At 68.6% G+C, this 22,673-nt stretch carries 22 protein-coding genes; 9 read left to right on the forward strand and 13 right to left on the reverse strand.

Features of this window, described 5'->3' with window-relative positions; all coding sequences use genetic code 11:
• Positions 1-209 precede the first annotated feature (209 nt).
• The 3 genes from GVY39_RS01210 to GVY39_RS01220 form a co-directional block, all read right to left on the reverse strand.
• Complete coding sequence (locus GVY39_RS01210; protein WP_159919542.1) at positions 210-452, reverse strand: DUF4333 domain-containing protein; 243 nt, start codon at positions 450-452, stop codon at positions 210-212.
• A 68-nt stretch (positions 453-520) separates the two neighbouring features.
• Positions 521-3,193: a bifunctional GNAT family N-acetyltransferase/acetate--CoA ligase family protein gene (locus GVY39_RS01215; RefSeq protein WP_159919544.1), complete on the reverse strand. Its 2,673-nt coding sequence runs from the start codon at positions 3,191-3,193 to the stop codon at positions 521-523.
• Positions 3,186-4,457 (reverse strand): acetoin utilization protein AcuC, encoded by a 1,272-nt coding sequence (locus GVY39_RS01220; protein ID WP_159919546.1) that lies wholly within the window; start codon positions 4,455-4,457, stop codon positions 3,186-3,188. The genes GVY39_RS01215 and GVY39_RS01220 overlap by 8 nt, the downstream gene beginning before the upstream one ends.
• 209 nt (positions 4,458-4,666) lie before the next feature.
• Between GVY39_RS01220 and GVY39_RS01225 the strand changes: the two genes are divergently transcribed.
• Both GVY39_RS01225 and galE read left to right on the forward strand, forming a co-directional pair.
• Positions 4,667-5,353, forward strand: coding sequence for a metal-dependent transcriptional regulator (locus GVY39_RS01225; RefSeq protein WP_159919548.1), 687 nt, complete (start codon positions 4,667-4,669; stop codon positions 5,351-5,353).
• A gap of 3 nt (positions 5,354-5,356) precedes the next feature.
• Complete coding sequence (galE, locus tag GVY39_RS01230; protein WP_159919550.1) at positions 5,357-6,337, forward strand: UDP-glucose 4-epimerase GalE; 981 nt, start codon at positions 5,357-5,359, stop codon at positions 6,335-6,337.
• Positions 6,338-6,534: 197 nt separating this feature from the next.
• Here galE and GVY39_RS01235 read toward each other — a convergent pair whose 3' ends face one another.
• Together GVY39_RS01235 and GVY39_RS01240 are read right to left on the reverse strand one after the other, a co-directional pair.
• Complete coding sequence (locus GVY39_RS01235; RefSeq protein ID WP_236565237.1) at positions 6,535-7,614, reverse strand: DUF4192 domain-containing protein; 1,080 nt, start codon at positions 7,612-7,614, stop codon at positions 6,535-6,537.
• A gap of 439 nt (positions 7,615-8,053) precedes the next feature.
• Positions 8,054-8,767, reverse strand: a complete 714-nt coding sequence (locus tag GVY39_RS01240) for a sensor domain-containing protein (protein WP_159919554.1) — start codon at positions 8,765-8,767, stop codon at positions 8,054-8,056.
• A gap of 278 nt (positions 8,768-9,045) precedes the next feature.
• Between GVY39_RS01240 and GVY39_RS01245 the strand changes: the two genes are divergently transcribed.
• The 4 genes from GVY39_RS01245 to speD all read left to right on the forward strand — a co-directional run bounded on the left by GVY39_RS01245 (position 9,046) and on the right by speD (position 15,046).
• Complete coding sequence (locus GVY39_RS01245; protein ID WP_159919556.1) at positions 9,046-9,990, forward strand: PAC2 family protein; 945 nt, start codon at positions 9,046-9,048, stop codon at positions 9,988-9,990.
• 68 nt (positions 9,991-10,058) lie between these two features.
• A complete protein-coding gene (locus GVY39_RS01250; protein WP_159919558.1) occupies positions 10,059-12,557 on the forward strand; it encodes an RNA helicase in 2,499 nt (832 codons plus the stop codon).
• Between the two features lie 162 nt (positions 12,558-12,719).
• Entirely contained in the window at positions 12,720-13,835 is a 1,116-nt protein-coding gene (locus GVY39_RS01255) for a type III PLP-dependent enzyme (protein WP_159919560.1), read from the forward strand.
• 8 nt (positions 13,836-13,843) lie between these two features.
• Positions 13,844-15,046, forward strand: a complete 1,203-nt coding sequence (gene speD / locus GVY39_RS01260) for an adenosylmethionine decarboxylase (RefSeq protein ID WP_159919562.1) — start codon at positions 13,844-13,846, stop codon at positions 15,044-15,046.
• Positions 15,047-15,149: 103 nt separating this feature from the next.
• Here speD and GVY39_RS01265 read toward each other — a convergent pair whose 3' ends face one another.
• The 5 genes from GVY39_RS01265 to GVY39_RS01285 form a co-directional block, all read right to left on the reverse strand.
• Positions 15,150-15,347, reverse strand: coding sequence for a 4-oxalocrotonate tautomerase family protein (locus tag GVY39_RS01265; RefSeq protein ID WP_223513090.1), 198 nt, complete (start codon positions 15,345-15,347; stop codon positions 15,150-15,152).
• Between the two features lie 8 nt (positions 15,348-15,355).
• Positions 15,356-16,090: an SDR family NAD(P)-dependent oxidoreductase gene (locus GVY39_RS01270; RefSeq protein WP_159919566.1), complete on the reverse strand. Its 735-nt coding sequence runs from the start codon at positions 16,088-16,090 to the stop codon at positions 15,356-15,358.
• Between the two features lie 76 nt (positions 16,091-16,166).
• Positions 16,167-16,757 carry a TetR/AcrR family transcriptional regulator gene (locus GVY39_RS01275; RefSeq protein ID WP_201295127.1) on the reverse strand — a complete coding sequence of 197 codons (591 nt, stop codon included), beginning with the start codon at positions 16,755-16,757 and terminating at the stop codon, positions 16,167-16,169.
• Between the two features lie 46 nt (positions 16,758-16,803).
• Positions 16,804-17,292, reverse strand: coding sequence for a gamma-glutamylcyclotransferase family protein (locus GVY39_RS01280; protein WP_201295128.1), 489 nt, complete (start codon positions 17,290-17,292; stop codon positions 16,804-16,806).
• A 50-nt stretch (positions 17,293-17,342) separates the two neighbouring features.
• Positions 17,343-18,251 carry a hydrogen peroxide-inducible genes activator gene (locus GVY39_RS01285; RefSeq protein WP_159919568.1) on the reverse strand — a complete coding sequence of 303 codons (909 nt, stop codon included), beginning with the start codon at positions 18,249-18,251 and terminating at the stop codon, positions 17,343-17,345.
• A 179-nt stretch (positions 18,252-18,430) separates the two neighbouring features.
• On the opposite strand from GVY39_RS01285, the gene GVY39_RS01290 reads away from it, so the two are divergent.
• The 3 genes from GVY39_RS01290 to GVY39_RS01300 all read left to right on the forward strand — a co-directional run bounded on the left by GVY39_RS01290 (position 18,431) and on the right by GVY39_RS01300 (position 20,434).
• The gene (locus GVY39_RS01290) at positions 18,431-19,018 is read left to right on the forward strand and encodes a peroxiredoxin (RefSeq protein WP_159919570.1); all 588 of its coding nucleotides are present in this window, start codon (positions 18,431-18,433) and stop codon (positions 19,016-19,018) included.
• A gap of 93 nt (positions 19,019-19,111) precedes the next feature.
• Positions 19,112-19,651 (forward strand): alkyl hydroperoxide reductase, encoded by a 540-nt coding sequence (locus tag GVY39_RS01295; protein WP_159919572.1) that lies wholly within the window; start codon positions 19,112-19,114, stop codon positions 19,649-19,651.
• Between the two features lie 108 nt (positions 19,652-19,759).
• Complete coding sequence (locus GVY39_RS01300; RefSeq protein ID WP_159919574.1) at positions 19,760-20,434, forward strand: PhzF family phenazine biosynthesis protein; 675 nt, start codon at positions 19,760-19,762, stop codon at positions 20,432-20,434.
• Positions 20,435-20,441: 7 nt separating this feature from the next.
• Here the strand turns inward: GVY39_RS01300 and GVY39_RS01305 are convergent, their stop codons facing one another.
• From GVY39_RS01305 to GVY39_RS01315, 3 genes are read right to left on the reverse strand one after another with little or no spacing between them, the layout of a single operon-like run.
• Positions 20,442-21,173: an anti-sigma factor domain-containing protein gene (locus GVY39_RS01305; RefSeq protein WP_159919576.1), complete on the reverse strand. Its 732-nt coding sequence runs from the start codon at positions 21,171-21,173 to the stop codon at positions 20,442-20,444.
• Complete coding sequence (gene sigK, locus GVY39_RS01310) at positions 21,166-21,852, reverse strand: ECF RNA polymerase sigma factor SigK (protein WP_236565238.1); 687 nt, start codon at positions 21,850-21,852, stop codon at positions 21,166-21,168. Before sigK ends, GVY39_RS01305 begins: the two co-directional genes overlap by 8 nt.
• 57 nt (positions 21,853-21,909) lie before the next feature.
• Positions 21,910-22,593, reverse strand: coding sequence for a DUF5134 domain-containing protein (locus tag GVY39_RS01315; RefSeq protein ID WP_159919580.1), 684 nt, complete (start codon positions 22,591-22,593; stop codon positions 21,910-21,912).
• Between the last annotated feature and the right edge of the window lie 80 nt (positions 22,594-22,673).

A 22,673-nucleotide genomic window follows, 5' to 3' on the forward strand; every position in this document is an offset into this window, starting at 1 on the left:
TCCGGCGTTCGGCTCGGTGCCCCTTCCGCCGGGGTCACCTTCCCGCGCCGACCGGTGACCGCGCGTACCCGTCCCCCTCCGGGTGACGCGCGAGCCGGTCGGCGGTGTCGTACTCCCCCGTTTGCGCCCTCGTCGGGCGACTCGGCCCTGATCCACCGCGATGTCGTCCTTGACGGACGGTGTCGTCTTCGACCGAGGCACCGTCGGCGTCACGCCCAGCATGTCCCGCCCGCTGTCAGCGTGCAGCGCGTGGTCGTGCCCTTTTCGCCGGTGTCACCGCGGGGGCAATCGATCGCGTCGGGCTCCTGGCCGACCTTCTCGGTGAGCGAATCCTCGACCGACTTTACCAAGTCGGCTTGCTGGACTTTCGGAGTACCGACGCTGACGGAACACGCGGTTCGCACCGCCACGAGCAGCGACAACAGGGCAAGGCTGAGGGTCCGGTCCGTCACGTGTGCGAGCCGTCCGCTCAGCCGCGCCAGTCCCGCCCCGCCTGCCCGGCACACCCGCTGGTGACGGCTCAGCCCAGCCGGCGCGGCCCGGTGTCGAAACGACTCGGCTCCGGGCCGATACGGCCGCGCGCGTAGAGGATCTCCGCCGATGTGGGCGAAGCCAGCACCGGATCGAAGGACAACTCTCGCATCTCCGGCAGATCGTCGAACAAAGCCGAAATACGCTGTGCCAGTTCGGCGAGGGCTGCCTTGTCCACGCGGGGGCTCGCCGGGGTACCCGACAGCAAAGGCGCGGCCCGCGGTGCGTCGATCAGCGCCATCGCCTCGTCGGCGGTCAGCGGCAGCGCCCGATAGGCGCGGTCGCCGAGCAACTCGATGATCAGACCGGACAACCCGAATTCGATGACCGAGCCGAACGACGGGTCGTCCTGCACCCGCAGGATGCAGCCGACGCCCTTGGTGGCCATCTTCTGGATGTGCAGCACCGGATCACCGCACAACTCCGCCAGATCCGCGTAACCTTGCCGCACCGCCTCCGGCCGCCACAGATCGAGCCGGACACCGGTGAGATCCGGTCTGCGCCGCCACAGTTCGCCCGTCGCCTTGGCCGCCACCGGATAGCCGAGTTCTTCCGCGGCAGCGACCGCCTCCTCCGCGGTGCGCACCTCGCGGAACTCCACGACCGAAATGCCGTAGCACGCGAGCAGTTCCACCGTTTCCAGATCGGTGAGCCTGCGACCGCCCGACCCGGCCATCCAGTCCGCCACCAGTTGACGGGCGCGGTCGGTGTCGATGCCCGGCGGCCGTACCACCGGCGACACGGGCCTTGTCCGCCATTCGGCGTATCGCCGGACCCGGGCCAGGGCTCGCGCGGCGCGTTCCGGATCGGGATACGACGGGATCGACCCGTGCACCGCTGTCGCGGCCGGCCCGCGCACCGCGAGCAGGTTCGGGATGCCTTGCTCGGCGACGAACGTGGTGAGAATCGGCTTCTGGGCATCGGGCACGGCGGCAGCCGCCGCCCTGATCGCGTCGGCGAAGCCCGCCGTCGGCAGAGGCACCGGCGGTGCGAACACGACGATCACGGCGTCCGTCTCGTCGGAGCGCAGGGCAGCGACCAGTGCGTCCAAATACGCGCCCGGAGTCGCCTGTGGGCCCAAGTTGACTGGATCTCCCACCTCGAGGCCCTCGCCTCGCGCCGCGTCGAGAGCCAGCCAATTGAGAGCGGTGCTGTTACCGACGACCGCCAAGCGTGAGCCGCGGGGCAATGGCTGGTAGCCCAGCAGAGCGGCACAGTCGAACAGTTCGGAGATCGAATCGACTTGGACGATGCCCGCCTGGGCGAACAGATCGCGCACGATCGAGCGGTCCATGTCTCCCGCGGGCTGGGCGACCGAGCGGCCGCTGCTCACCGCCACGATCGGTTTGGTACGGGCCACCCGCCGCGCGATCCGGGAGAACTTGCGGGGATTGCCGAAGCTTTCCAGATACAGCAGGACCACATCGGTGTCCGGGTCGCTGTCCCAGTACTGCAGCAGGTCGTTGCCGGAGACGTCGGCGCGGTTACCAGCGGACACGAACGTCGACAAGCCGAGATTGCGAGCCGCCGCCTCGCCGAGGATGGCCGCGCCCAGGGGCCCGGACTGACAGAAGAACCCGATTCGCCCGCGACCGGGCAACACGGTGGCGAGAGTCGCGTTCAAGGCGACCGCCGGGTCGGTATTCGCGATGCCGAGCGCACTCGGCCCGACCACGCGCATCCCGTGCCCACGAGCGGCGGCCACGAGTTCGCGTTCGGCCGCCAGGCCGTCCGCGCCGGTCTCACCGAAACCCGCGGTCAACACCACGAGACCTTTGACGCCCTTGGCCATGCAGTCGTCGAGTACCGACCCGATCGCCGTCGGCGGCACCGCCACCACCGCCAGGTCGACCTCGTCCGGAATCTCCCGGACCGTCGCATACGCCCGTACCCCGCGCACCGATCTACGGTTCGGGTTCACCGGGAACACCGGTCCCTGGAACAGGCCGGAGAGCAGATTCGACAGCACCGCACCGCCGACCCGCCCCGTGGCAGGGGTGGCGCCGATCACCGCGACCGAGCGCGGAGCGAGCAGATTGCCCACACTGCGCGCCTCCGACGCGCGTTCGCGCGAATCACGCACCGACAGCAGCGCTTCGGTGGGATCGATGGCGAATTCGAGATGGAGAACCGATCCGTCGCGGCTGCGTTCGACCTGATAACCCGCGTCGCGGAAGACGGTCACCATCACCGTGTTCTCCGCGAGCACCTCGGCGACAAAGGTCTCGATCTTGTTCTCGGCGGCGGCGCCGGCCAGGTGCTCGAGCAGGATCGAGCCGAGCCCACGTCCTTGATGTCCGTCGGCCACCACGAACGCGACCTCCGCCGCACGCGGTCCGTTCCGTTCCAGTAGTTCGTAGCGGCCCACCGCGACGATCGCCTCCCCCAGTTCCAGCACCAGTCCGACCCGGTCGTGATAGTCGACGTGTGTGGTGCGATACAGGTCCCTGGGCGAGATCCGCGGGTACGGCCCGAAATATCGCAGGTACCTGGTGCGATCGGAGAGCGCGCTGTGGAACTCCTGCAGCCGGTCGGAGTCGTCGGGTGTGATCGGGCGCAGTCGTACGACACCTCCGTCGGAGGCCAGCACGTCGGCGAACCAGTGCTGCGGCGGCAGGGGCGGGGTCGCGGGAGCATCCGGGGTATCGAGAAAGTCAGTCACGAGGGTCCTCCGGGTCGAGACCTAGCAACCCGAAAGTCGCTCGGCGGGTGGCCAGGACGGCCAGGTCGACGGCACGCTGGGCGCGATCTATCCGTACGTCACCGGTCTCACCGGTACCGCCGGGGCCGTCCCACGGACGGTAAGCGGTGTCACCGCCGTCGCCCATGGTGCGCGGCGGGTCCGCACGCGGCGCCGCCGCGCGGATCGTGTCGATCCAATCCTGCGGAATCGGCGTCGCGGGGTCGACGGTGCGGTCCAGGGCGGTGGCCAGCAGATGCGTCCACGCCCGCGGCACCACCCTGATCAGGCCGTATCCGCCGCCGCCGACGGCGAGCCAGCGTCCTTCGGCATATCGGTCGGCGAGGTCGCGCATGGCGCGGAAAGCCGCCCGCTGACCGTCGACGGTGAGTTCCAGATCCGCCAACGGGTCTTCGCGATGGGTGTCCACGCCGCACTGGCTGACCACGATCTGCGGGCCGAATGCCGCCACCGCGCCCGGGACCACGGCGTGGAATCCGCGCAGCCACTGCGCATCCCGAGTGCCGGGCAACAGCGGCAGGTTGATCGACGTGCCCTCAGCCGCGCCGACGCCGGTCTCCTCCGGCCAGCCGGTGTTGGGCCACAAGGTGGCCGGATGCTGATGCAGCGAGATGGTCAGTACCCGAGGGTCGGCGTAGAAGGCGCGCTGCACGCCGTCACCGTGGTGCACGTCCACATCGATGTAGGCGATCCGGTCGAAACCGTGGTCGAGCAGCCAGGAGATGGCCACCGCCGGGTCGTTGTACACGCAGAAGCCCGACGCCGAATCGGGCATGGCGTGGTGCATGCCGCCCCCGATGCTCACCGCTCGCTTGGTGCGGCCCTCCGCGATCTCCCTGGCCGCGGCCAGGGTGCCGCCCACGATCGTGGACGCGGCCTGGTGCATGCGCGGGAAGACCGGATTGTCCGGGGAGCCGAGGCCGTAGGGCGGGGCGGCAGGCGCGCCCACCGGTGCAACGGCGCGTTCGACCGCGTCGAGGTAGTCGGGCGTATGGATGCGCAGCAGGTCCGGACGCCCGGCGGCGGCGGGTTCGAGCAGCTCGACACCCTCGAGCACCCCCAGACTCTCCGCCAGCGCCATGGTGAACTTCAGGCGTGCCGGTTTCATCGGATGCTCCGGAGTCCAGGTGTAATCCAGGAACCGCTCCGTCCAGACGACGGTTCCGGGCCGGCTCGTCCCGGGCGAAATCGGCGCCTGAGGTTCGCCGCGCGGTGCAGTGGCCATGATCGCAACGCTAGTGGGAAGCAAGCAACCCCGCGAAACGTTGTTATGCAGTACAAATACAAGAAAGTACGTTCACGGCCGTCTGCCGTGCGCCGATCGGGTTCCCGCAATGCCACCGGAGATGTCGTGCGCAGTGTGGTGCGGCACGATACGGCACACGGGAGTGCCGTCGTGCGTGGGTAGAATTCGTGCCGACGAAGGGGTAACAGGTGAAGGATCTGGTCGACACCACGGAGATGTATCTCCGTACCATCTACGACCTCAAGGAGGAGGGCGTGGTGCCCCTGCGCGCCCGGATCGCCGAGCGCCTCGAACAGAGTGGTCCCACCGTGAGCCAGACCGTCGCACGGATGGAACGCGACGGTCTGCTGCTGGTGGCCGGAGACCGTCATCTGGAGCTGACCGAGAAGGGGCGCAGCATGGCCGTCGCGGTCATGCGCAAGCACCGGCTGGCCGAACGGCTGCTCGTCGACATCATCGGCCTCGACTGGCAGAACGTGCACGCGGAGGCTTGTCGCTGGGAGCACGTGATGAGCGAGGACGTCGAGCGCCGCCTGGTAGAGGTGCTCAACCACCCGACCACCTCCCCGTACGGCAACCCCATCCCCGGCTTGGACGAGTTGGGCATCATGCCGCCCGCCCCCGCCGACGAGAAGCTGCTGCGCCTGTCGGACCTGCCGCACGGCCATGTACACGCCGTCGTCGTGCGCAGGCTCGCCGAGCACATCCAGACCGACCCGGAGGTCATCGGCAGGCTGCGCGAGGCGGGCGTGGTGCCCGATGCCCGCGTCACGGTGGAGGCTCGGCCGGGTTCGGTCGTCATCACCGTGCCCGGCCACGACGGTTTCGAACTGCCTGACGAGATGGCGCACGCCGTCCAGGTGAAGCTGGCCTGACACGTGAAACTTCTCGTCACAGGTGGCGCGGGCTACGTCGGCGGCGTCTGCGCCCAGGTCCTGCTGGAAGCCGGCCACTCGGTAGTCGTGGTCGATGATCTGTCCACCGGAAATGCCGACGGCGTCCCCTCCGAGGCCCGGTTCGTCGAGGGTGACGTAGCAGTCGCCGCGCCCGCACTGCTGGCTGCCGAGCCCTTCGATGGCGTCCTGCATTTCGCGGCGCAGTCGCTGGTCGGCGAATCGGTGCAGCAGCCGGAGAAATACTGGCACGGCAATGTGGTGAAAACGCTCGAGCTGCTGGAGGCGATGCGGCGCGCGGGCACGCGGCGACTGGTCTTCTCCTCCACGGCGGCGGTCTACGGGGAACCGGAGCAGGTGCCCATCACCGAGGACGCTCCGACCCGCCCGACCAATCCCTACGGCGCGTCGAAGCTGGCCATCGACCATGCCATCACCTCCTACGCGGTCGCGCACGGACTGGCCGCGACCAGCTTGCGGTACTTCAACGTCGCGGGCGCCTACGGTGGTCTCGGCGAGAACCGGGTGGTGGAAACGCATCTCATCCCGCTGGTGCTGCAAGTCGCCGCAGGGCATCGCAAGGCGATCTCGGTCTTCGGCACCGATTGGCCGACCCCGGACGGCACCGCGGTCCGCGACTACATCCACATCCGCGACCTCGCCCAAGCCCATCTGCTGGCCTTGGCGACCGCGGAAGCAGGTACCCACCGGATCTACAATCTCGGCAGCGGCGCCGGATTTTCCGTGCGCGAGGTTATTTCGGCCTGCGAGCGCGTCACCGGCCTGCCGATCACGGCGCAGGACGCCCCCCGCCGCCCCGGCGACCCGGCGACCCTGATCGCGTCCAGCGAGCGTGCCGTCGCGGAGCTCGGCTGGCGTCCCGAACACAACGACCTCGACGAGATCGTCAGCGACGCTTGGGGTTTCCTCCAGTCGCTCGGTCCCCGCGCGCACAGCGCGAAGTAACCGGCTGCGGAGTGCCCGACTCGGCCCCTGACCGACTCGGGCAGCCATGAGCGCGCCACCGCACCGACGCCAGGATCGCCGCGGCGCCGTGTGTCCGGGCGAAGCAGCGTGAATCACAAGGTCGCAGCGATCCGACGGGGCCCAGCTCACCGAACGCCGCACAGCCGATTCGGTAATGCTGGGCGCCACAGGCGATCTCATGGCTCCGCCGTACCCAGGTCGACCCCGAGCCCCGCGGCGACTCGGTAGCCGCTGTGGGCGAGTCGCCGTAGCTGCTGCGGGCGCATACCCGAACGCAGGGAGGCGTCGAGCAGTCTCGCCATCGGATGTCCCGGATCCGCCGCCAGCGCGGCCTCCAGCGCGATGCCCGCCAGCGGTCCGTCGCCGCGGACGTAAGCGCTGTAGCCGAGCAGTGCGGCGGCTTCGGCGCGATCGGGACCGGACAGTACGCGCGTCAGCGCGGCCCACACCGCCTCGGCCGCGTCGGCCTGGTCGCCGACGGCCAAGGCGAACATCGTGTCCCGCACCGCTCGATCGCGCAGGGCGGCAGCGATTCTCGCGAGTTCGGGTGCCGACAACGCGGCGCCGGAGGCGGTGTTGGCGATCTGCCACAACACGTAGTCGAGCGCTTGCCTGCTGTACCCGGCGGGATCACCGCGACGCGCGGCCCCCGCATAGCGCTCCCGCGCGTGAGCGAGCGCGTCGTCCAAGTGGGCGGCCACCTCGGCGTGTGCGAGTGGATCCACCGCGACCAGATCGCTGATCTCCGAACGCGAACCACGAATCGGCCTGCCGTCCAGCACATGGGTCAGCGCCACCAGGGAGGCGGCCGGATCCCGGAGCACGCCGCGCCGCCGCGGCCCCGCCAACGTCCACCAATGCTGCCCGGCGGTGATGGCGGGCACCGCCCATACCCCGCCGAGCGAGATGTCACACGCCGCCAACCGCCTGCCGAGTGAACCGACCAGCACGTCGAATCGTCCGGCCGCGCAACCGTGCGGGTCGGCGCGACTTTCCGGTTCCACGGCGCGTTCGTCGACGACGACCGCCAGAACCTCGGCCGCCTCGTCGTGCGCGCAGATCCGCGCGACCGCGGCCGCCAGCGTCGCGCCGCGCACGCGCCGGCCACCGGGCGCATCCAGATCGAACCGCACCACCGCGTCGATGATCGCACCGCCGACCGTCCCGCTTCGCAGAACGAGGACGACCACCGACCGTTCCGGGGTGAATCCCAGCATCGCCGGTACCGCGGCGATCAACTCGCCCGGGTCGTCCACGCGTACAGCGTTATCCGGCGTGGTCGGATATTGCGGAGGATCGTCACGGCATCGGGCATGCCGAGCCCGCTCTTCCGGATGCCACGTACGCGTCCCGCTGATCGTCGTGTGCGAAAACGATCTCTGCGCGACGACGGGAGCGGCTCGCCGTGCGGCCTTGGAAGGAACGCCGCAGGTCGACGCGTGCTTACTGCCGGGACCCACCCGGGATGCGTCGTTCTTGTCGGTATGCCCGGCCTCGACAGGTTCAGGGGCGGGAAACGGGTTCGCGGAAGTGGTCATGCTTCGACCATGCGGCTGCGCGGTCGCCCTGCTCGGACGCCGACCTGGTGATTCGGCGAGCCTGTGGAATTCGCCGCTGACTGTGTATCACTCGACTGCCCGGAGTCAGAAATCGCGATCGATGTCGGTGACGCCTGTTACTGTGCGGCCAGGGCCGCTATTTCTCCCGCACTTCGCGCACCGCGGTGGCGAACAGCGCATCCAGTGCCGCGATATCCGGTTCGCTGTCGGCGAACGACATGTAGGTCACCGAAATTCGCACGTCCTCGATCTGCCCGACGTGCGTGCGCATGGACTGGGTCAGCCCGGCGCCTCCCGACTCCGGTCGCACGGTCCTGCGCAGCGAAAGAGCGTCGTCGGCGTCCATCGGCGGTGGCGCAGTGATTTCGGTCGTCACGGTGGTGGCGGCGCCCGCGCGCGTCACCCGCACCGATCCGCACTGTTGCAGTCTGGTGCGCAAGGACGCCAACGGCTCATCGGTGCGGGTCAATTCGACGGTCAGGGTGGCGCGCGTGGCGTCGTCCGTGCCGACCGCCATCGCCGTGCGATCGGGTCCGAAGTCCTGGTGCGGCGGCACGCACCGATCGGGCTCGACGTTCGCGCCGCGGCCGATGCCGTCCAGGTCGCCCGCCGCTCGAGCGACGGCCTCCTGCGGCAGCACCACCGCCGTGTACGGCGGGGGGAACTGCCCCGGATCCGGCAGCAGCGTCGGCAGTTCGGCGCTCACATGCCTGGTCACCGTGGTCTGTGTGGTCTGCGCCGACGAGACCGGTCGTCCCGGCACCGTCGACCCGCATCCGGCGAGCAGTACCGCGCAGACGAGGGGCACCACACAGCCCAGCCGGCTGCGCGTCGAATCGGCCACGGTCACACCCCCACTGTGCCAAACTCCGGGTGTCCAGCCGGCGATGCCACGCCGCCGGGCCGGGAATGCGCGGGCTACCGATGCTGTTGCCTGGGAGTACGGGTCGGTGTCCGGCCGTGCGCGGTGACCGTCACCGGCATGGGGGACAATGGACGGTGGTCCCCGGTTCGGACGACTGCTCGTCTCCCCCTGTCACCAGGGGTGGCGAACCATCGAGCAGGCAACCACACTGGCGCGTGAGGTACGTGTCCGGGCCGCAGGAGCCGCGCAGGAAGGAGTACGCGATGGACTACGAGTCGCGAATGTACGAATTGGAGTTCCCCGCTCCGCAGCTGTCGTCCGCCGACGGCGCGGGCCCGGTCCTGGTGCACGGGCTGGAAGGTTTCACCGACGCCGGGCACGCGGTACGGCTGGCGACCACGCACCTGCGCGAGAGCCTCGAAAGCGAGCTGGTCGCCTCGTTCGACGTGGACGAGCTGCTGGATTACCGGTCGCGGCGTCCGCTCATGACGTTCAAGACCGATCATTTCTCCGACTACGCCGAGCCGGAGCTCAACCTCTGGGCGTTGCGCGACACCGCGGGGACCCCGTTCCTGTTGCTCGCAGGTCTGGAACCGGATCTGCGCTGGGAGAAGTTCACCACCGCGGTGCGGCTGCTCGCCGAACAGCTCGGTGTGCGCCGCAGCATCGGCCTGAGCGCCATCCCGATGGCGATTCCGCACACTCGCCCGCTCGGCGTGACCGCGCATTCCTCCGACCGCGACCTCATCTCCGAGCATCAGCGGTGGCCGGGCGAGCTCCAGGTGCCGGGCAGCGCTTCCTCGCTGCTGGAATTCCGCATGGCGCAGCACGGTCACGAGTCGGTCGGTTTCTCGGTGCACGTCCCGCACTATCTGGCGCAGACCGCCTATCCGGAGGCCGCGCAGACGTTGCTGGAGAATGTCGCCGACAACGCGGGCTTGGAGTTCCCGCTGGCCGCCCTCGGCGAGGCCGCCGCACGCGTCCGCGAGCAGGTCAACGAGCACATCGCCGGCAACGTCGAGGTGGAGACCGTCGTGCATGCCCTGGAACGGCAGTACGACAGCTTCGTGACCGCGCAGGAGCGGCAGTCGAGCCTGCTGGTGGGCGACGGCGAGCTGCCCAGCGGTGACGAGCTGGGCGCGGAGTTCGAGCGATTCCTCGCCGAGCAGAGCCGCGCCAAGGGTGACGACGAGAGCGAGCAGGACTGATCGCGCGGCGGTCGGGACCCGATCGCCCCTGCACGCGTGCCCGATAGCGAGGCCGTAGGGTGGTCGGAGTGGATCTGACCGAACTGCTCGACATCCCGGGGACCGACGCCGACGCGCTCTACGAGTCGTTCGGGATGTGGGCCGCCGAGCAGGGCACCCCGCTCTACCCGGCGCAGGACGAGGCGCTGCTCGAGCTGGCTTCCGGATCCAACGTCATCCTCGCCACCCCGACCGGTTCCGGAAAGTCGCTCGTCGCGGTCGGGGCGCATCTGTTCGCCCTCACCCAGGGGCTGCGCACGTACTACACCGCGCCGATCAAGGCGCTGGTGAGCGAGAAATTCTTCGCCCTGTGCGAGGTGTTCGGAGCCGACCGCGTCGGTATGGTCACCGGCGACGCCGCGGTGAATCCGGATGCGCCGATCATCTGCGCGACCGCGGAGATCCTGGCCAATCTGGCGCTGCGCGAGGGCGCGGCCGCCGACGTCGGCCAAGTCGTGATGGACGAATTCCACTTCTACGCCGACCCCGATCGCGGCTGGGCGTGGCAGGTCCCGTTGCTGGAACTGTCGCGCGCCCAGTTCCTGCTCATGTCGGCCACGCTCGGCGAGGTCGACTTCTTTGCACGCGACCTGGAACGCCGCACCGACCGCTCCACCGCGATCGTCGCGGGCACCGAGCGCCCCGTGCCGCTGAGCTTCTCCTATGCCCGCACTCCGATCACCGAGACTCTCGAGGAGCTGGTCACCACCCACCAGGCTCCGGTGTACGTCGTGCACTTCACCCAGGCCGCCGCGCTCGAGCGCGCGCAGGCGCTGACGAGCGTGAACTTCGCGACGCGGGCCGAGAAGGACGCGATCGCCGCAGCGCTGGGCGAGTTCCGTTTCGCGGCGGGGTTCGGCAAGACCCTGTCCCGGCTGATCCGGCACGGTATCGGCGTGCATCACGCGGGCATGCTGCCGAAGTACCGGCGCTTGGTGGAGCGCCTGGCTCAGGACGGCCTGTTGAAGGTGGTGTGCGGCACCGACACCCTCGGCGTCGGGATCAACGTGCCCATCCGCACGGTGCTGCTGACCGGACTGACCAAGTTCGACGGCGTGCGCACCCGCAGGCTCAAGGCGCGAGAGTTCCATCAGATCGCGGGCCGGGCGGGGCGGGCGGGATACGACACGATGGGCACCGTCGTCGTGCAAGCGCCCGAACACGAGGTGGAGAACACCCGGTTGCTGGCCAAGGCGGGCGACGACCCCAAGAAACAGCGCAAGGTGCAGCGTCGCAAACCGCCGGAGGGTTTCGTCTCCTGGAGCGAGGAGACCTTCGATCGTTTGGTCACCGCGCAACCGGAGCCGATGGTGTCGCGATTCACGGTCACCAACGCCATGCTGCTGAACGTGATCGCCAGGCCGGGCAACTGCTTCACCGCCATGCGCCACCTGCTGGAGGACAACCACGAGCCGCGACCTGCCCAGCGCAGGCACATCCTGCGCGCCATCCGCCTCTATCGCGCACTGCGCGATGCCGGGGTGGTGCAGCAGCTTCCGGAACCGGACGCCCAGGGCCGCCGCGCCCGCTTGACCGTCGACCTGCAGCGCGACTTCGCCCTCGACCAGCCGCTGTCGCCGTTCGCGCTGGCCGCGCTGGAACTGCTGGACAAAGAATCTCCGAGTTATACCCTCGACGTGGTGTCGCTCATCGAATCCACGTTGGAGGATCCGCGTCAACTGCTGATGGCCCAGCAGCACAAGGCGCGCGGCGAGGCCATCGCGGAAATGAAGGCCGACGGCATCGACTACGACGAGCGGATGGAACTGCTCGAAGAGGTGACCTGGCCCAAGCCGCTGGCCGAGCTGATCGAGCCTGCGTACGAGACCTACCGCGCCGGGCACCCGTGGGTGTCGGAGTTCGCGCCCGCGCCGAAGTCGGTGGTGCGCGACATGATCGAGCGCGCCATGACCTTCGCGGAGCTGATCTCCTTCTACGAACTGGCCCGCTCCGAGGGCGTGGTGCTGCGCTACCTCGCCGACGCCTACCGCGCGCTACGGCGCACGGTGCCGGAGTCGGCGCGCACCGAGGAGCTCGACGACATCACCGAATGGCTCGGAGAGCTTGTCCGCCAAGTGGATTCGAGCCTGCTCGACGAGTGGGAGCAACTGACCAACCCGGGTGCGGAGACCGACGCCGATCAGATCGCCTTCGGCGCCGAAACGGTACGTCCGATCTCCGCCAACGAGCGCGCGTTCCGGGTGATGGTCCGCAACGCGATGTTCCGCCGCGTCGAACTCGCCGCGTTGCGGCGCTGGGAGGAGCTGGCCGAGCTCGCTCCGGGCCCGGATTGGGCGCAGGCGTTCGCCGACTATTACGCGGAATACGAGCGGATCGGCACGGGGCCCGACGCCAGGGGTCCGCAGCTGTTCCAGGTGGAACGAAGACCCGGTTTCTGGCAGGTCCGGCAGGTGCTGGACGACCCGGCGGGCGACCACGGCTGGTCGATCGACGCGGTGGTCGACCTCGCCGAGTCCGATGCCGCGGGCGAGGTCGTCTTCGACGACGTCACCGTGTCCGCCGGCTGAGCCCGCATCGGCCATCGGTCCCGCATCCACGCAGGTCAGTAGCTCCGTCGCGCCAGGAGGACGGGGGTGCGCGACCGCGTGGCGAACCCAGGTTTCGACGGATTCGTTTCTGGGTACGGGCCGCTGATACTCTCTCCCCCGCTGCCAAGCGAAAGATCAACTATGCCCGAATCGCCGTACCTTGTCATCCATCCGGAGCGTGTTCGCCAGAATTACCGCGCGCTCGCTGCCGCCCTGTCCGCCGACACGGGCGCGCCGACGAGGATCCGTTTCGCCGTGAAGGCGAGCCCGGTGCCGGAGATCGTGCGCCTGCTCGACGAGGAAGGCGCGGAATTCGACGTGGCCAGCATCGGCGAGATCGACCTGTGCCTCGGGCTGGGTGTGGCGCCGGAGCGCTTGTGCTACGGCAACCCGATCAAGAAAGCCGCCCACATCGCCCTGGCTCATGCCCAAGGGGTGCGTCGCTTCGCGTTCGACACCGAGGACGACCTGCTGCGCATCGCGGAGCACGCACCCGGCTCCGAGGTGGAGTGCCGCTTCCTCGCCTCGGCGCCGGAGTCGCGCACACCGTTCGGCACGAAGTTCGGCTGCACCCCGGGTGAGGCGTTCCGGCTACTGGTCCGGGCGCGGGATCTCGGGCTCGTCGTCGCCGGGCCGTACTTCCACGTCGGCTCCCAGCAACTGGATCCCACCGCGTGGCGGATCGGCATCGAACAGGCGGGGCGGATCGTGGAAGCATTGGCGGACAAAGACATTCAAGTCAGCTGGGTGAACATCGGCGGCGGGCTGCCGATCTCCTACGCCGACCCGGCGCCCGCGCCGACCGAGATCGCCGCCGTGATCAAACACGCGGCGACCGAATTCCTTTCCGGGAATACCGGATTGGTCGTCGAACCGGGCCGGGCGCTGGTCGGTTCGGCGGGCACGATCCACGCCGAGGTCGTCGGCGTCCGCACCGCGCCGGACGGACGGCGCTGGGTGTATCTCGACATCGGCCGCTACAACGGTATGGCCGAGACCGAGAACGAGTACATCGCCTACCGGTTCGTCACCGACCGGGACGGCGACCCCGTCGACGAGGCGGTGGTGGCCGGTCCGACCTGCGACGGCGACGATGTACTGTATCAACGCACGCGAGTCCTCCTACCGACCACGTTGCGAGCCGGTGATCGCGTTCGAATCCTCGACACCGGTGCCTATACCGCGAGCTATTCGTCGGTGTCATTCAATGGTTTTCCGCCCTTGACCGTTCATGTCTCGGGCGCTGAGCGAGAGTGAGTTTGCCCATGACGGCGGAATTCACCGGTTGGCATGTGCTGGCCGAGTTCGGTGGTGTCGACGCAGCCCTCTGCGACGATCTCGAACGACTCGAATCGGCGTTGCGTGAGTCTCTGATCGCGGCGGGCGTCACCATCTGCGATGTCGTACACAAGAAGTTCGAACCGCAGGGGGTGACCGTCCTCGCGCTGTTGTCGGAGTCCCACGCCTCGATTCACACCTATCCGGAGTCCGGCGACATCTTCGTCGACGTCTTCACCTGCGGCAGCATCGGCGCGGGCGCCTCGAAGGCGGTCGAGCTGCTGCGCGATGCCCTGGCTCCCGAAAACGTCCGCATGCAGGTCATTCGCCGGGGGCACGGCAGCCAGCGGATCGAGGAACCGGTGGGTGCGGGCCTGACCCGCATCTGGGACCTGCACGAGGTGATCGTCGACACCCACACCCCGTTCCAGCACATGGTCATCGCGCGGACCGAGCAGGGCATCAGCCTGTTCTCCGACGACGACCGCCAGTCAACCGAGTTCTCCCAGCTCACCTACCACGAGGCGATGATGGTCCCCGCCTTCGTGCTGGCCCAGAAGCTGGACAGAGTGCTCGTCATCGGCTCCGGGGAGGGCGTGGCCAGTCAGATGTCGGTTGCCGCCGGCGCGACCCACGTCGACCACGTCGACATCGACCAGCTCGAGGTCGAGCTGTGCGCCCGGCACCTGCCCTACGGCTACTCCAGCGACGAGCTGGCCGCCGCGGTCGCAGGCGAGGGACCGATCAGGGTGCACTACGCCGACGGCTGGGACTTCCTGGCCACGGCCGCGCAGGCGGGCACCCGCTACGACGTCATCGTGATCGATCTGCCGGACGAGCGCGTCGAGGACGCGCAGCACAACCGGCTCTACGAGGCGGAGTTCCTGTCCCGATGTCGTGCGCTGCTCGCGCCCGGCGGTGTGCTGAGCGCCCAGGCCGGTTGCGCGACGATGTGGCGCAACGAGACCCTGAAGCGTTCGTGGCAGCGTTTCCACGAGCAGTTCGGCACCGTCGTGCACTACGGCAGCGACGAGCACGAATGGTCGTTCCTGTTCGGCATGGTGGAATCGGTCGACGACCCGGTCGAGAGCATGACCGATCGCCTTGCGCAGCTGCCCTACAAACCCGAGACCATCGACGCGCGGGCGCTGGTGCGCGGCGCGATCGAACCGCACGCACTGCGGGTGTAGAGAGACCGCCGGAAGCGCCGGTTCCGATCGGAACCGGCGCTTCCGGCGTTCGTCACCCCGTCACAGCCGCGCCGGGTCCACCGCCAACAGCGGCCGGATCAGTTCAGGCGCGCTGCTGCTCGCGCCATCGCTCGACGTCGACCCCGCCGACGCCCCAGTTCGACAGCGCGACCTCGTCGATCACCACGTAGGTGCTCGCCGGCGCTTTGCCCAGCACGTCGTGCAGCAGATCGGTGACGCCCTCGATCAGCCGCGCCTTCTGCTCGCGGGTCACGCCCTCGTCGGTGACTTTGATGTTCACGTATGGCACTAGGCTGCCCTTCCCGAGATGAACCCGCCGTCGACGGGCAGGATGTGTCCGGTGGTGAACTCCGCGTCGGCGAGATACAGCACGGCGGAGGTGGTTTCGGCGACTTCGCCGATGCGGTTCAACAGCGCGAGCCTGCCGGAGGCCTGCTCGTCACCGTCGCCGAACAGCGGCGTGCGGATGATCCCGGGGGCGACCGCGTTGACCCGGATGCCGTAGGCGGCGAGTTCCGCGGCGAGGCCGGTGGTCAGCGCGTGTACGCCACCCTTGCTGACCAGGGCCGCCGAGGCGGGCAGACCGGCGAGGGCGTGGTCGATCAGCACCGTGCCGATGTTCACGATGCTGCCGCCCCTCGCCTGCGTCAGGAACCGCCGCACGACGGCCTGCGTGGTGAAGTAGGTGCCCTTGAGGTTTCCGTTGAGATAGCCGTCCAGATCGTCCTCGGTGACGTCCACGAATGGTTTGGCTCCGAAGATGCCGGCGTTGTTGACCAGCACATCCACGCCGCCGAACCGCTCGACGGCCACGCGGACCAGAGCCGCTCCGATCGTGAGCTCGCCGATATCGCCCGGCACCGCGGCGACTCGATCCGGCACACCCAGTTCGGCGGCGACCCGCGCCAGCTTCTGCTCGTCGCGCCCGTTGATCACGACATTGTCGCCGCGTTCCACGAACGCCCGTGCGATATCGCGACCGATTCCGCTGGAGGAACCGGTCACCATCACCGTCTTGTTCATATCTTCCCTTCAGTTCGATACGACCGGTCGTCTCCGAATGAGTACGAAGAGGCCGGAGGGGTACGACGCCGTCGAATCAGGGCAGGAAATAGTCGCCGAGCAGGCGATCCAGGCACTTGCGCAGGGGCGTGGGGGTGCGATCGATCTTCATTCTGATCACCGCTCCCTCCCACGATTCGAGCAGCAGGTCAGCCAGTTCGACCGCCTCGATGTCGGAGCGGATCAGGCCGAGGCGCTGCCCGTGCGCGAGTTGCTCGGCGACGCGATCACGCCAAGCGCCCCATGCCGCCGACAGCGATTCCCGGAGGAGCTCACTACCTTCGAGCTCGCCACCGAGGTTCGCGATCAGGCAACCGCCGGTGAACTCGGCTGCGACGAAATCGTCCATCAGCCGCTCGAAGAAGCCCCGCAGGCCACCGACCGGGTCCGGCGCGGCGGCGAACGCCTCGGTCAGATTGCGCTGCACACACAAGGAGTGATGCTCGATGATCGCGCGACCGAATTCCTCCTTGCTGTCGAAGTAGTTGTAGAAGGAGCCCTTCGGCACACCCACCTTGTCCAGTATCTGTTTGATCCCCGTGCCGTGGTAGCCGGTGGTCAAGAACCCCGTGGCACCCTCTTCGACCAGAAGCCGCCGGGTGTCTTCGCTGCGTCGAGGTCGCGCCATGCCAGCAATATACGACCGGTCGTCTTGAAATAGCAACCCAGGCGCGTCAGGGCCTCGACCATCCGGGACCCAGGGCACCCGAGAAGCTCGCGGGATCCTGGCGCCAGCGCGCGGAGCGAGCGGTGAAGTCTGCGAGATGCTCCGCGGCGAACCGTTCTCGTTGCCAATCCACAGGATCCGCCGCGACGGTCCAGACATAGGTCCACACCGGAGCGCTCCGGTCGTCTACGCGCACTCGGCGCAGGTCGTACTCGTCGTCTTCGAACGCGTCGAGGACCATCCACTCTTCGGCGGTGAGACCACTGAGCACGGCGCCACGGGCGACGCCCTGTGCCGCGGCGACCAGTCCGGGATAGATCCGCCGCGGCAGCGCGGCGGCGCGCCAACCGGTCAGCTGAGCCGGTTCGAGTGACGGCACTCGCCCGAGCAGAGCCTGCAGGACTTGCGGGAACTGGAGAGTGCCATAGACGAACAGCGCATGGCCCGACCCGAACAGATTGCCGAGCCTGCCTTCTCCCGACGCCGCCGATTCCACCTCGCCTCTCCTCCCACATCCACGATGCGCGCCGCGCTCGCTCGGCACACCTACATCGGCCGCTGGGCACGAACGATAGCGGCCAGATACTCGTAATCGTCGGCGCGAGCACTGGAGGTGCGGAAGACCAGACCGACGGTGCGGCCGGGAGCGGGCGCGGAGAAGTGGGCGACATCCAGTGTGCCGCGGGCGGTTTCGGCCGCCACGGCCATCTGCGGAATCAGGGTCACGCCGAGGCCGCCCGCGACGCATTGCACCACGGTCGACAGCGACGCGGCTCTGGTGTCGCCGACGGTGGCCGGGTGCGCGTCGGCCGAGCGGCATGCCTCCAGGGTCTGATCGCGCAGGCAGTGCCCCTCGTCCAGCAACAGCAGCGGCTGGGCGTCCAGCACCGACGCCGCGAGGTCGCTACGCCCGGCCAGCTCGTGACCGCGCGGTGTGACCAGTACGAATTCCTCGGTGTAGAGCGGGATCTCGACCAGGCCGGGCATCTCGGTGGGCACCGCCAGCAGCGCGACGTCCAGCACACCGGTGCGCAGCCCGTCCAGCAGCCGGGCGGTCTGATCCTCGATGATCTGCGGGCGCAGGTCGGGCAGCCGCTTGCGCAGTTCGGGCAGCAACCCGGGCAGCACATACGGGGCGATGGTCGGGATGATGCCCATCCGCAAGGTGCCGCCGAGGCCGCCGCCGGTCGCCGACGCGACGAAGCGGTCGGCGGCCTCCAGCGTCGCCATCGCGTTGGGCAGCAACCGCATCCCGGCGGCGGTCACGAGCACACGCCTGGTGCTTCGTTCGATCAGCTGTAGCCCGAGCCCGTGTTCCAAGGCCGCGAGCGCCTGCGATAACGTGGGCTGACTCACACCGAGGCGGGCGGCCGCGGTGCCGAAGTGGCGATATTCCGCGATCGCCACGAACGCACGCAGCTGTGACAGGGTGGGCTGATAAGTCTGATCAGTCACGCCTATCAGTGTAGTGCGACTGATCACCTTTACCTTTTACCAACCCTTCGGCAAGATCGCCGGTGAGCTTTTCCCCCGCGGTGTGAGTGCCGGGTTTCGAGGCGGTAGCTCGAGTCACCGCAAAGATCCCGCAAGACTGCAGAACACAGCTAGCAAACCAACATGACGAGGAGATGAGCATGGCCCTGCTGACCATCGGCGACCAATTCCCGGCATACAACCTCACCGCGGTCATCGGCGGTGATCTGTCGAAGGTCGACGCTCAGCAGCCCGACGACTACTTCACCCGGATCACCAGTGACGACCACGCGGGCAAGTGGCGGATCATCTTCTTCTGGCCCAAGGACTTCACCTTCGTGTGCCCGACGGAGATCGCCGCGTTCGGCAAGCTGAACGACGAGTTCGCCGACCGCGACGCCCAGGTGCTCGGCGCGTCGGTGGACAACGAGTTCGTGCACTTCCAGTGGCGCGCTCAGCACGAGGACCTCAAGACCCTCCCCTTCCCGATCCTGTCGGACCTCAAGCGCGAACTGGCCACGGCCACGGGCGTGCTCAACGCCGACGGCGTCGCCGACCGCGCCACCTTCATCGTCGACCCGAACAACGAGATCCAGTTCGTCTCGGTCACCGCGGGTTCCGTGGGCCGCAATGTCGACGAGGTGCTGCGCGTGCTGGACGCGCTGCAGTCCGACGAGCTGTGCGCCTGCAACTGGAAGAAGGGCGACCCCACCATCAACGCCGCCGAGCTCCTGGCCGCCAGCGTCTGAAACCCTTCCCGTACCCGAACTTTCGGGGTACTTCACCCATCAACGAGAACCGACCTGGTCCCGCGGGACCGCTTCGAGTAGAGGAATCGCCGAATGAGCATTGAGAACCTGAAGAACTCCCTTCCCGAGTACGCCAAGGACCTCAAGCTCAACCTGTCATCCATCGCGCGCACCACCGTGCTGAACGAACAGCAGCTGTGGGGCACCCTGCTGGCGTCGGCGGCCGCGACCCGGTCGACGACCACGCTGCGCGAGATCGCCGAGGAAGCCGCCGACGTCCTGTCGGCGGAGGCGTACAACGCCGCGCTCGGCGCTGCCTCGATCATGGGCATGAACAACGTGTTCTACCGGGGCAAGGCGTTCCTCGGCGGCCGCTACGACGACCTGCGGGCCGGGCTGCGCATGCAGATCATCGGCACACCGGGCGTCGACAAGGCCGATTTCGAACTGTGGTCGTTCGCGGTCTCCTCGATCAACGGCTGCGCGCACTGCCTCGAGGCACACGAACACACCCTGCGCGAGGCGGGCGTTTCTCGCGAAGTGATCTTCGAATCGCTGCGCGCCGCCGCCATCGTGGCCGGTGTCGGCCAGGCGGTGCAGTCGACCGAGGCCCTCAGCGCGGCCACGATCTGATTTCGCCGCCAAGAGAGGCCCCTGCCCTGCGGCAGGGGCCTCTCCCGTGTTCCCGATGTGGCCTGGACGACAGCTCGCGGCCGCGGCAGCCGAGTAGGCTCGACCAGCATGAGCACACAGGTTGATGTGGTGCGAGTGTTCACCGACGCTGCCGGGCGGTTCGGGAACGAGCTGGGTATCGCGCGGGCGGCCGACGTGGTGGCAGCCGATCGGCAGGCGCTGGCGGCCAAGGCAGGCTACAGCGAGACCGTGGTGGTCGAGGAGCCGGTGGACGGCACCGTCGCGCTGCGGATCTACACCCCCGCCGTGGAGCTTCCGTTCGCGGGGCACCCTTCGGTGGGGACCGCGTGGTGGTTCGCCTCTCAGGGCATCCCGGTGCGGACCCTGGATGTCCCGGCCGGTCCGGTGGCCGTGGAACTCACCGAGGGATTGACCTGGATCGCCGCTCGCGGCGAATGGGCGCCCCCGTTCACCTTCCATCAGCTGGAGGACGCCGAGGAACTGGCCGCACTGCGTCCGGACGAGTTCTCCGGCGGCCCGCACTACCTATGGGCATGGACGGACGAACACCGCGCCGCCATGCGATCACGGATGTTCGCCCCGACCATGGGTATCTCCGAGGACGAGGCGACCGGAGCCGCAGCCGTGGCATTGACGGCGCTGCTGCGCAAAGGCCTGGTCATCACCCAGGGCAAAGGCTCGCAGATCTTCACCCGATGGGACTCCGACGGCTGGGTGCATCTGGGTGGCCGAGTCGTCGCCGACCAACCGGTGGAGATCTAGCCCCGGCTCACGGCAGCGTGACACCCACGAGCGGATCGCCGCTGGGCGCCTGCGAGCCGCCGTCCGGTTCGACGGTCACCGCGAGCACTTCGCCCGACCGGAAACCGGTGACGAACGGCCGGGCGGTCGACGGCACGTCGCCGAGCACCCCGGCCGAGCGGGCCTGCCCGTCGGCGCCGATCAGCCACACCTGATACACCTGCCCCACCGGCGGCGGCGCGACCTGGTCGAACACGACGACCGCCCGCCCGAGCGCGGGCGCGGCGTCGACCACGAGCCGACCGCCGCCCGCGAACGATCCGTCCACCGTCCGCACATCCGGTCGCACGGGCGCCTGATCGGCGGCGGCCGGGTTCGACGACGGGCCGGTGAGCTGTGCGGTCATCACACTTCCACCGATCACCACGCATGCGGCGGCCGCGATCGGCACCGCCCAGCGCAGCGGCCGCCGCCACGACGAGATCCGCGTGATCGATCGACCCGTCCGCTCGTCGGGCAGTGCGGCCAGGATGCGGCGTTCCAGCTCCGGCGGCGGCGCGAGTTCGTCGAGCACCGCCAGGCGCCCCATGATGTCGCGCACCTGCCACACGGTGTCGGAGAACGCCTGCCGCACGTCCGGGTCCGCGGCCGCCAACCGGGCATCGATATGCCTGCGTTCGATATCGGCGACCGCGTCCAGCGCGCACGGGTAGGCCAGATCCAGGAGGTCCGCGTCCGATCGCGGCGAGGTGTCAACCATCGGTATGTCCTCCGGACAAACACTTCTCCAATCGTTTCAACCCGTCCCGAATGCGGGTCTTGATGGTAGGCAGCGGTACCGAGAGATAATCGGCGACCTCGCGGTAGGTGCGCCCGCTGTAGTAGGCCAAGGCGATCGCTTCGCGCTGGGTGGGGGTCAAGGTCTCCAGGCAGCCGGCCACCTGTTGTTCTTCGATGCGCTGGGTGACCGATTCGGCGACGACATCGTGAGCGCGTCCCAGATGCTCGTGCGCGTAGACCAGGTCGCGGCTGGTGGCCGAACTCTCCGCGCGAACCCGGTCCACCGCGCGCCGATGCGCGAGCATCATCAGCCAGCCGACCGGACTGGCCAGCGTGGCGTCGTAGCGGTCGGCCATCGACCACACCTGGAGGTAGACCTCCTGGGTCACCTCTTCCGCGGCGGCGTGACTGCGCAGGATCCGCACCGTCAGCCCGAACACCCGCGAGCTGGTCAACTGGTAGAACTCGGTGAACGCGCCACGATCCCCCGCGCCCGCCGCTGCGAGCAACGCCACGAGTTCGCGGCGCGCGAGGGCGGCCCGCGACCGGTCGTAGCCGCTCGGCAACGGGCACCCGAGCGCCGGGTCCTCGGAGTCCTCTCGCGTGCGTGTCCGATCGACGAATCGGCGGGGTGAAGCAGAACCGTGTTCGTCGCTCATGGCCGAATCCCGTGCCTGCATAGACAGGGGTTCGGTATGAGGAGGGGACCGGATTGGTCAGCTCGAAATCATGGTGACCAGCATGTAGGCGGTGCCCGCGTCCATCACCACGTGCGGCACCGCAGCCCACGGTTTCGCGGGACCGGTGAGCGCCGCGACGCATCCGCTGGAACGCGCCAGCAACCCCAGCGGCCCCGGCACATGCGTGTGCGCCCAGCCGGTCCAGGCGGCGAAGGCGACCAAGAGGGCGTCCAGGAGGAACAGCGCGGCAAGGCCGAGCGCGGGGCCTGCGGCCGGTCCGCCCGCGTGGCCGGAGGCCGTATGGCCGGACATCGCGTACAGCATCGCCGCGGCGGCCACGATGTGGTAACCGAGCGGAACCAACCGATCGATCGGCAGGGGCCTGCCCTGTGTGGCGTACTCCGCAGCGCGAATCAGCAGCAGTCCGGCGAAGACCACGGTCATCGCCGTCAGCACACCACGCAACGCGTGCGGGCTCGCCCCCGACGGAAACAGCAGCATGCCGAGCATGACCAGGCACATCACCAGGTGCGCGGCGTCGGACTCGGAGTGCTCGACCGAAATATCGCCAGCCACAGAGGTTTCGGTGCATGCGTCGGCGGGATCGGCCGACGGCGTCGCCGGAGCCAGCACCCGGGACAGCACGAGCACCGCGGCGACCACGAACGCGGACACCACAACCCACCGCAATACGGCATACTCCTGCACGAACTGCGCCACACCCCACCACCTCTCAGCACGGCGACCACAGTCGTCGCACTTCTATGCTCGCATTCCGAGACGAGTTAGGGTGCCCTTTT

The sequence above is a fragment of the Nocardia sp. CY15 genome (assembly GCF_009829295.1).
GTDB lineage: Bacteria > Actinomycetota > Actinomycetes > Mycobacteriales > Mycobacteriaceae > Nocardia > Nocardia sputi.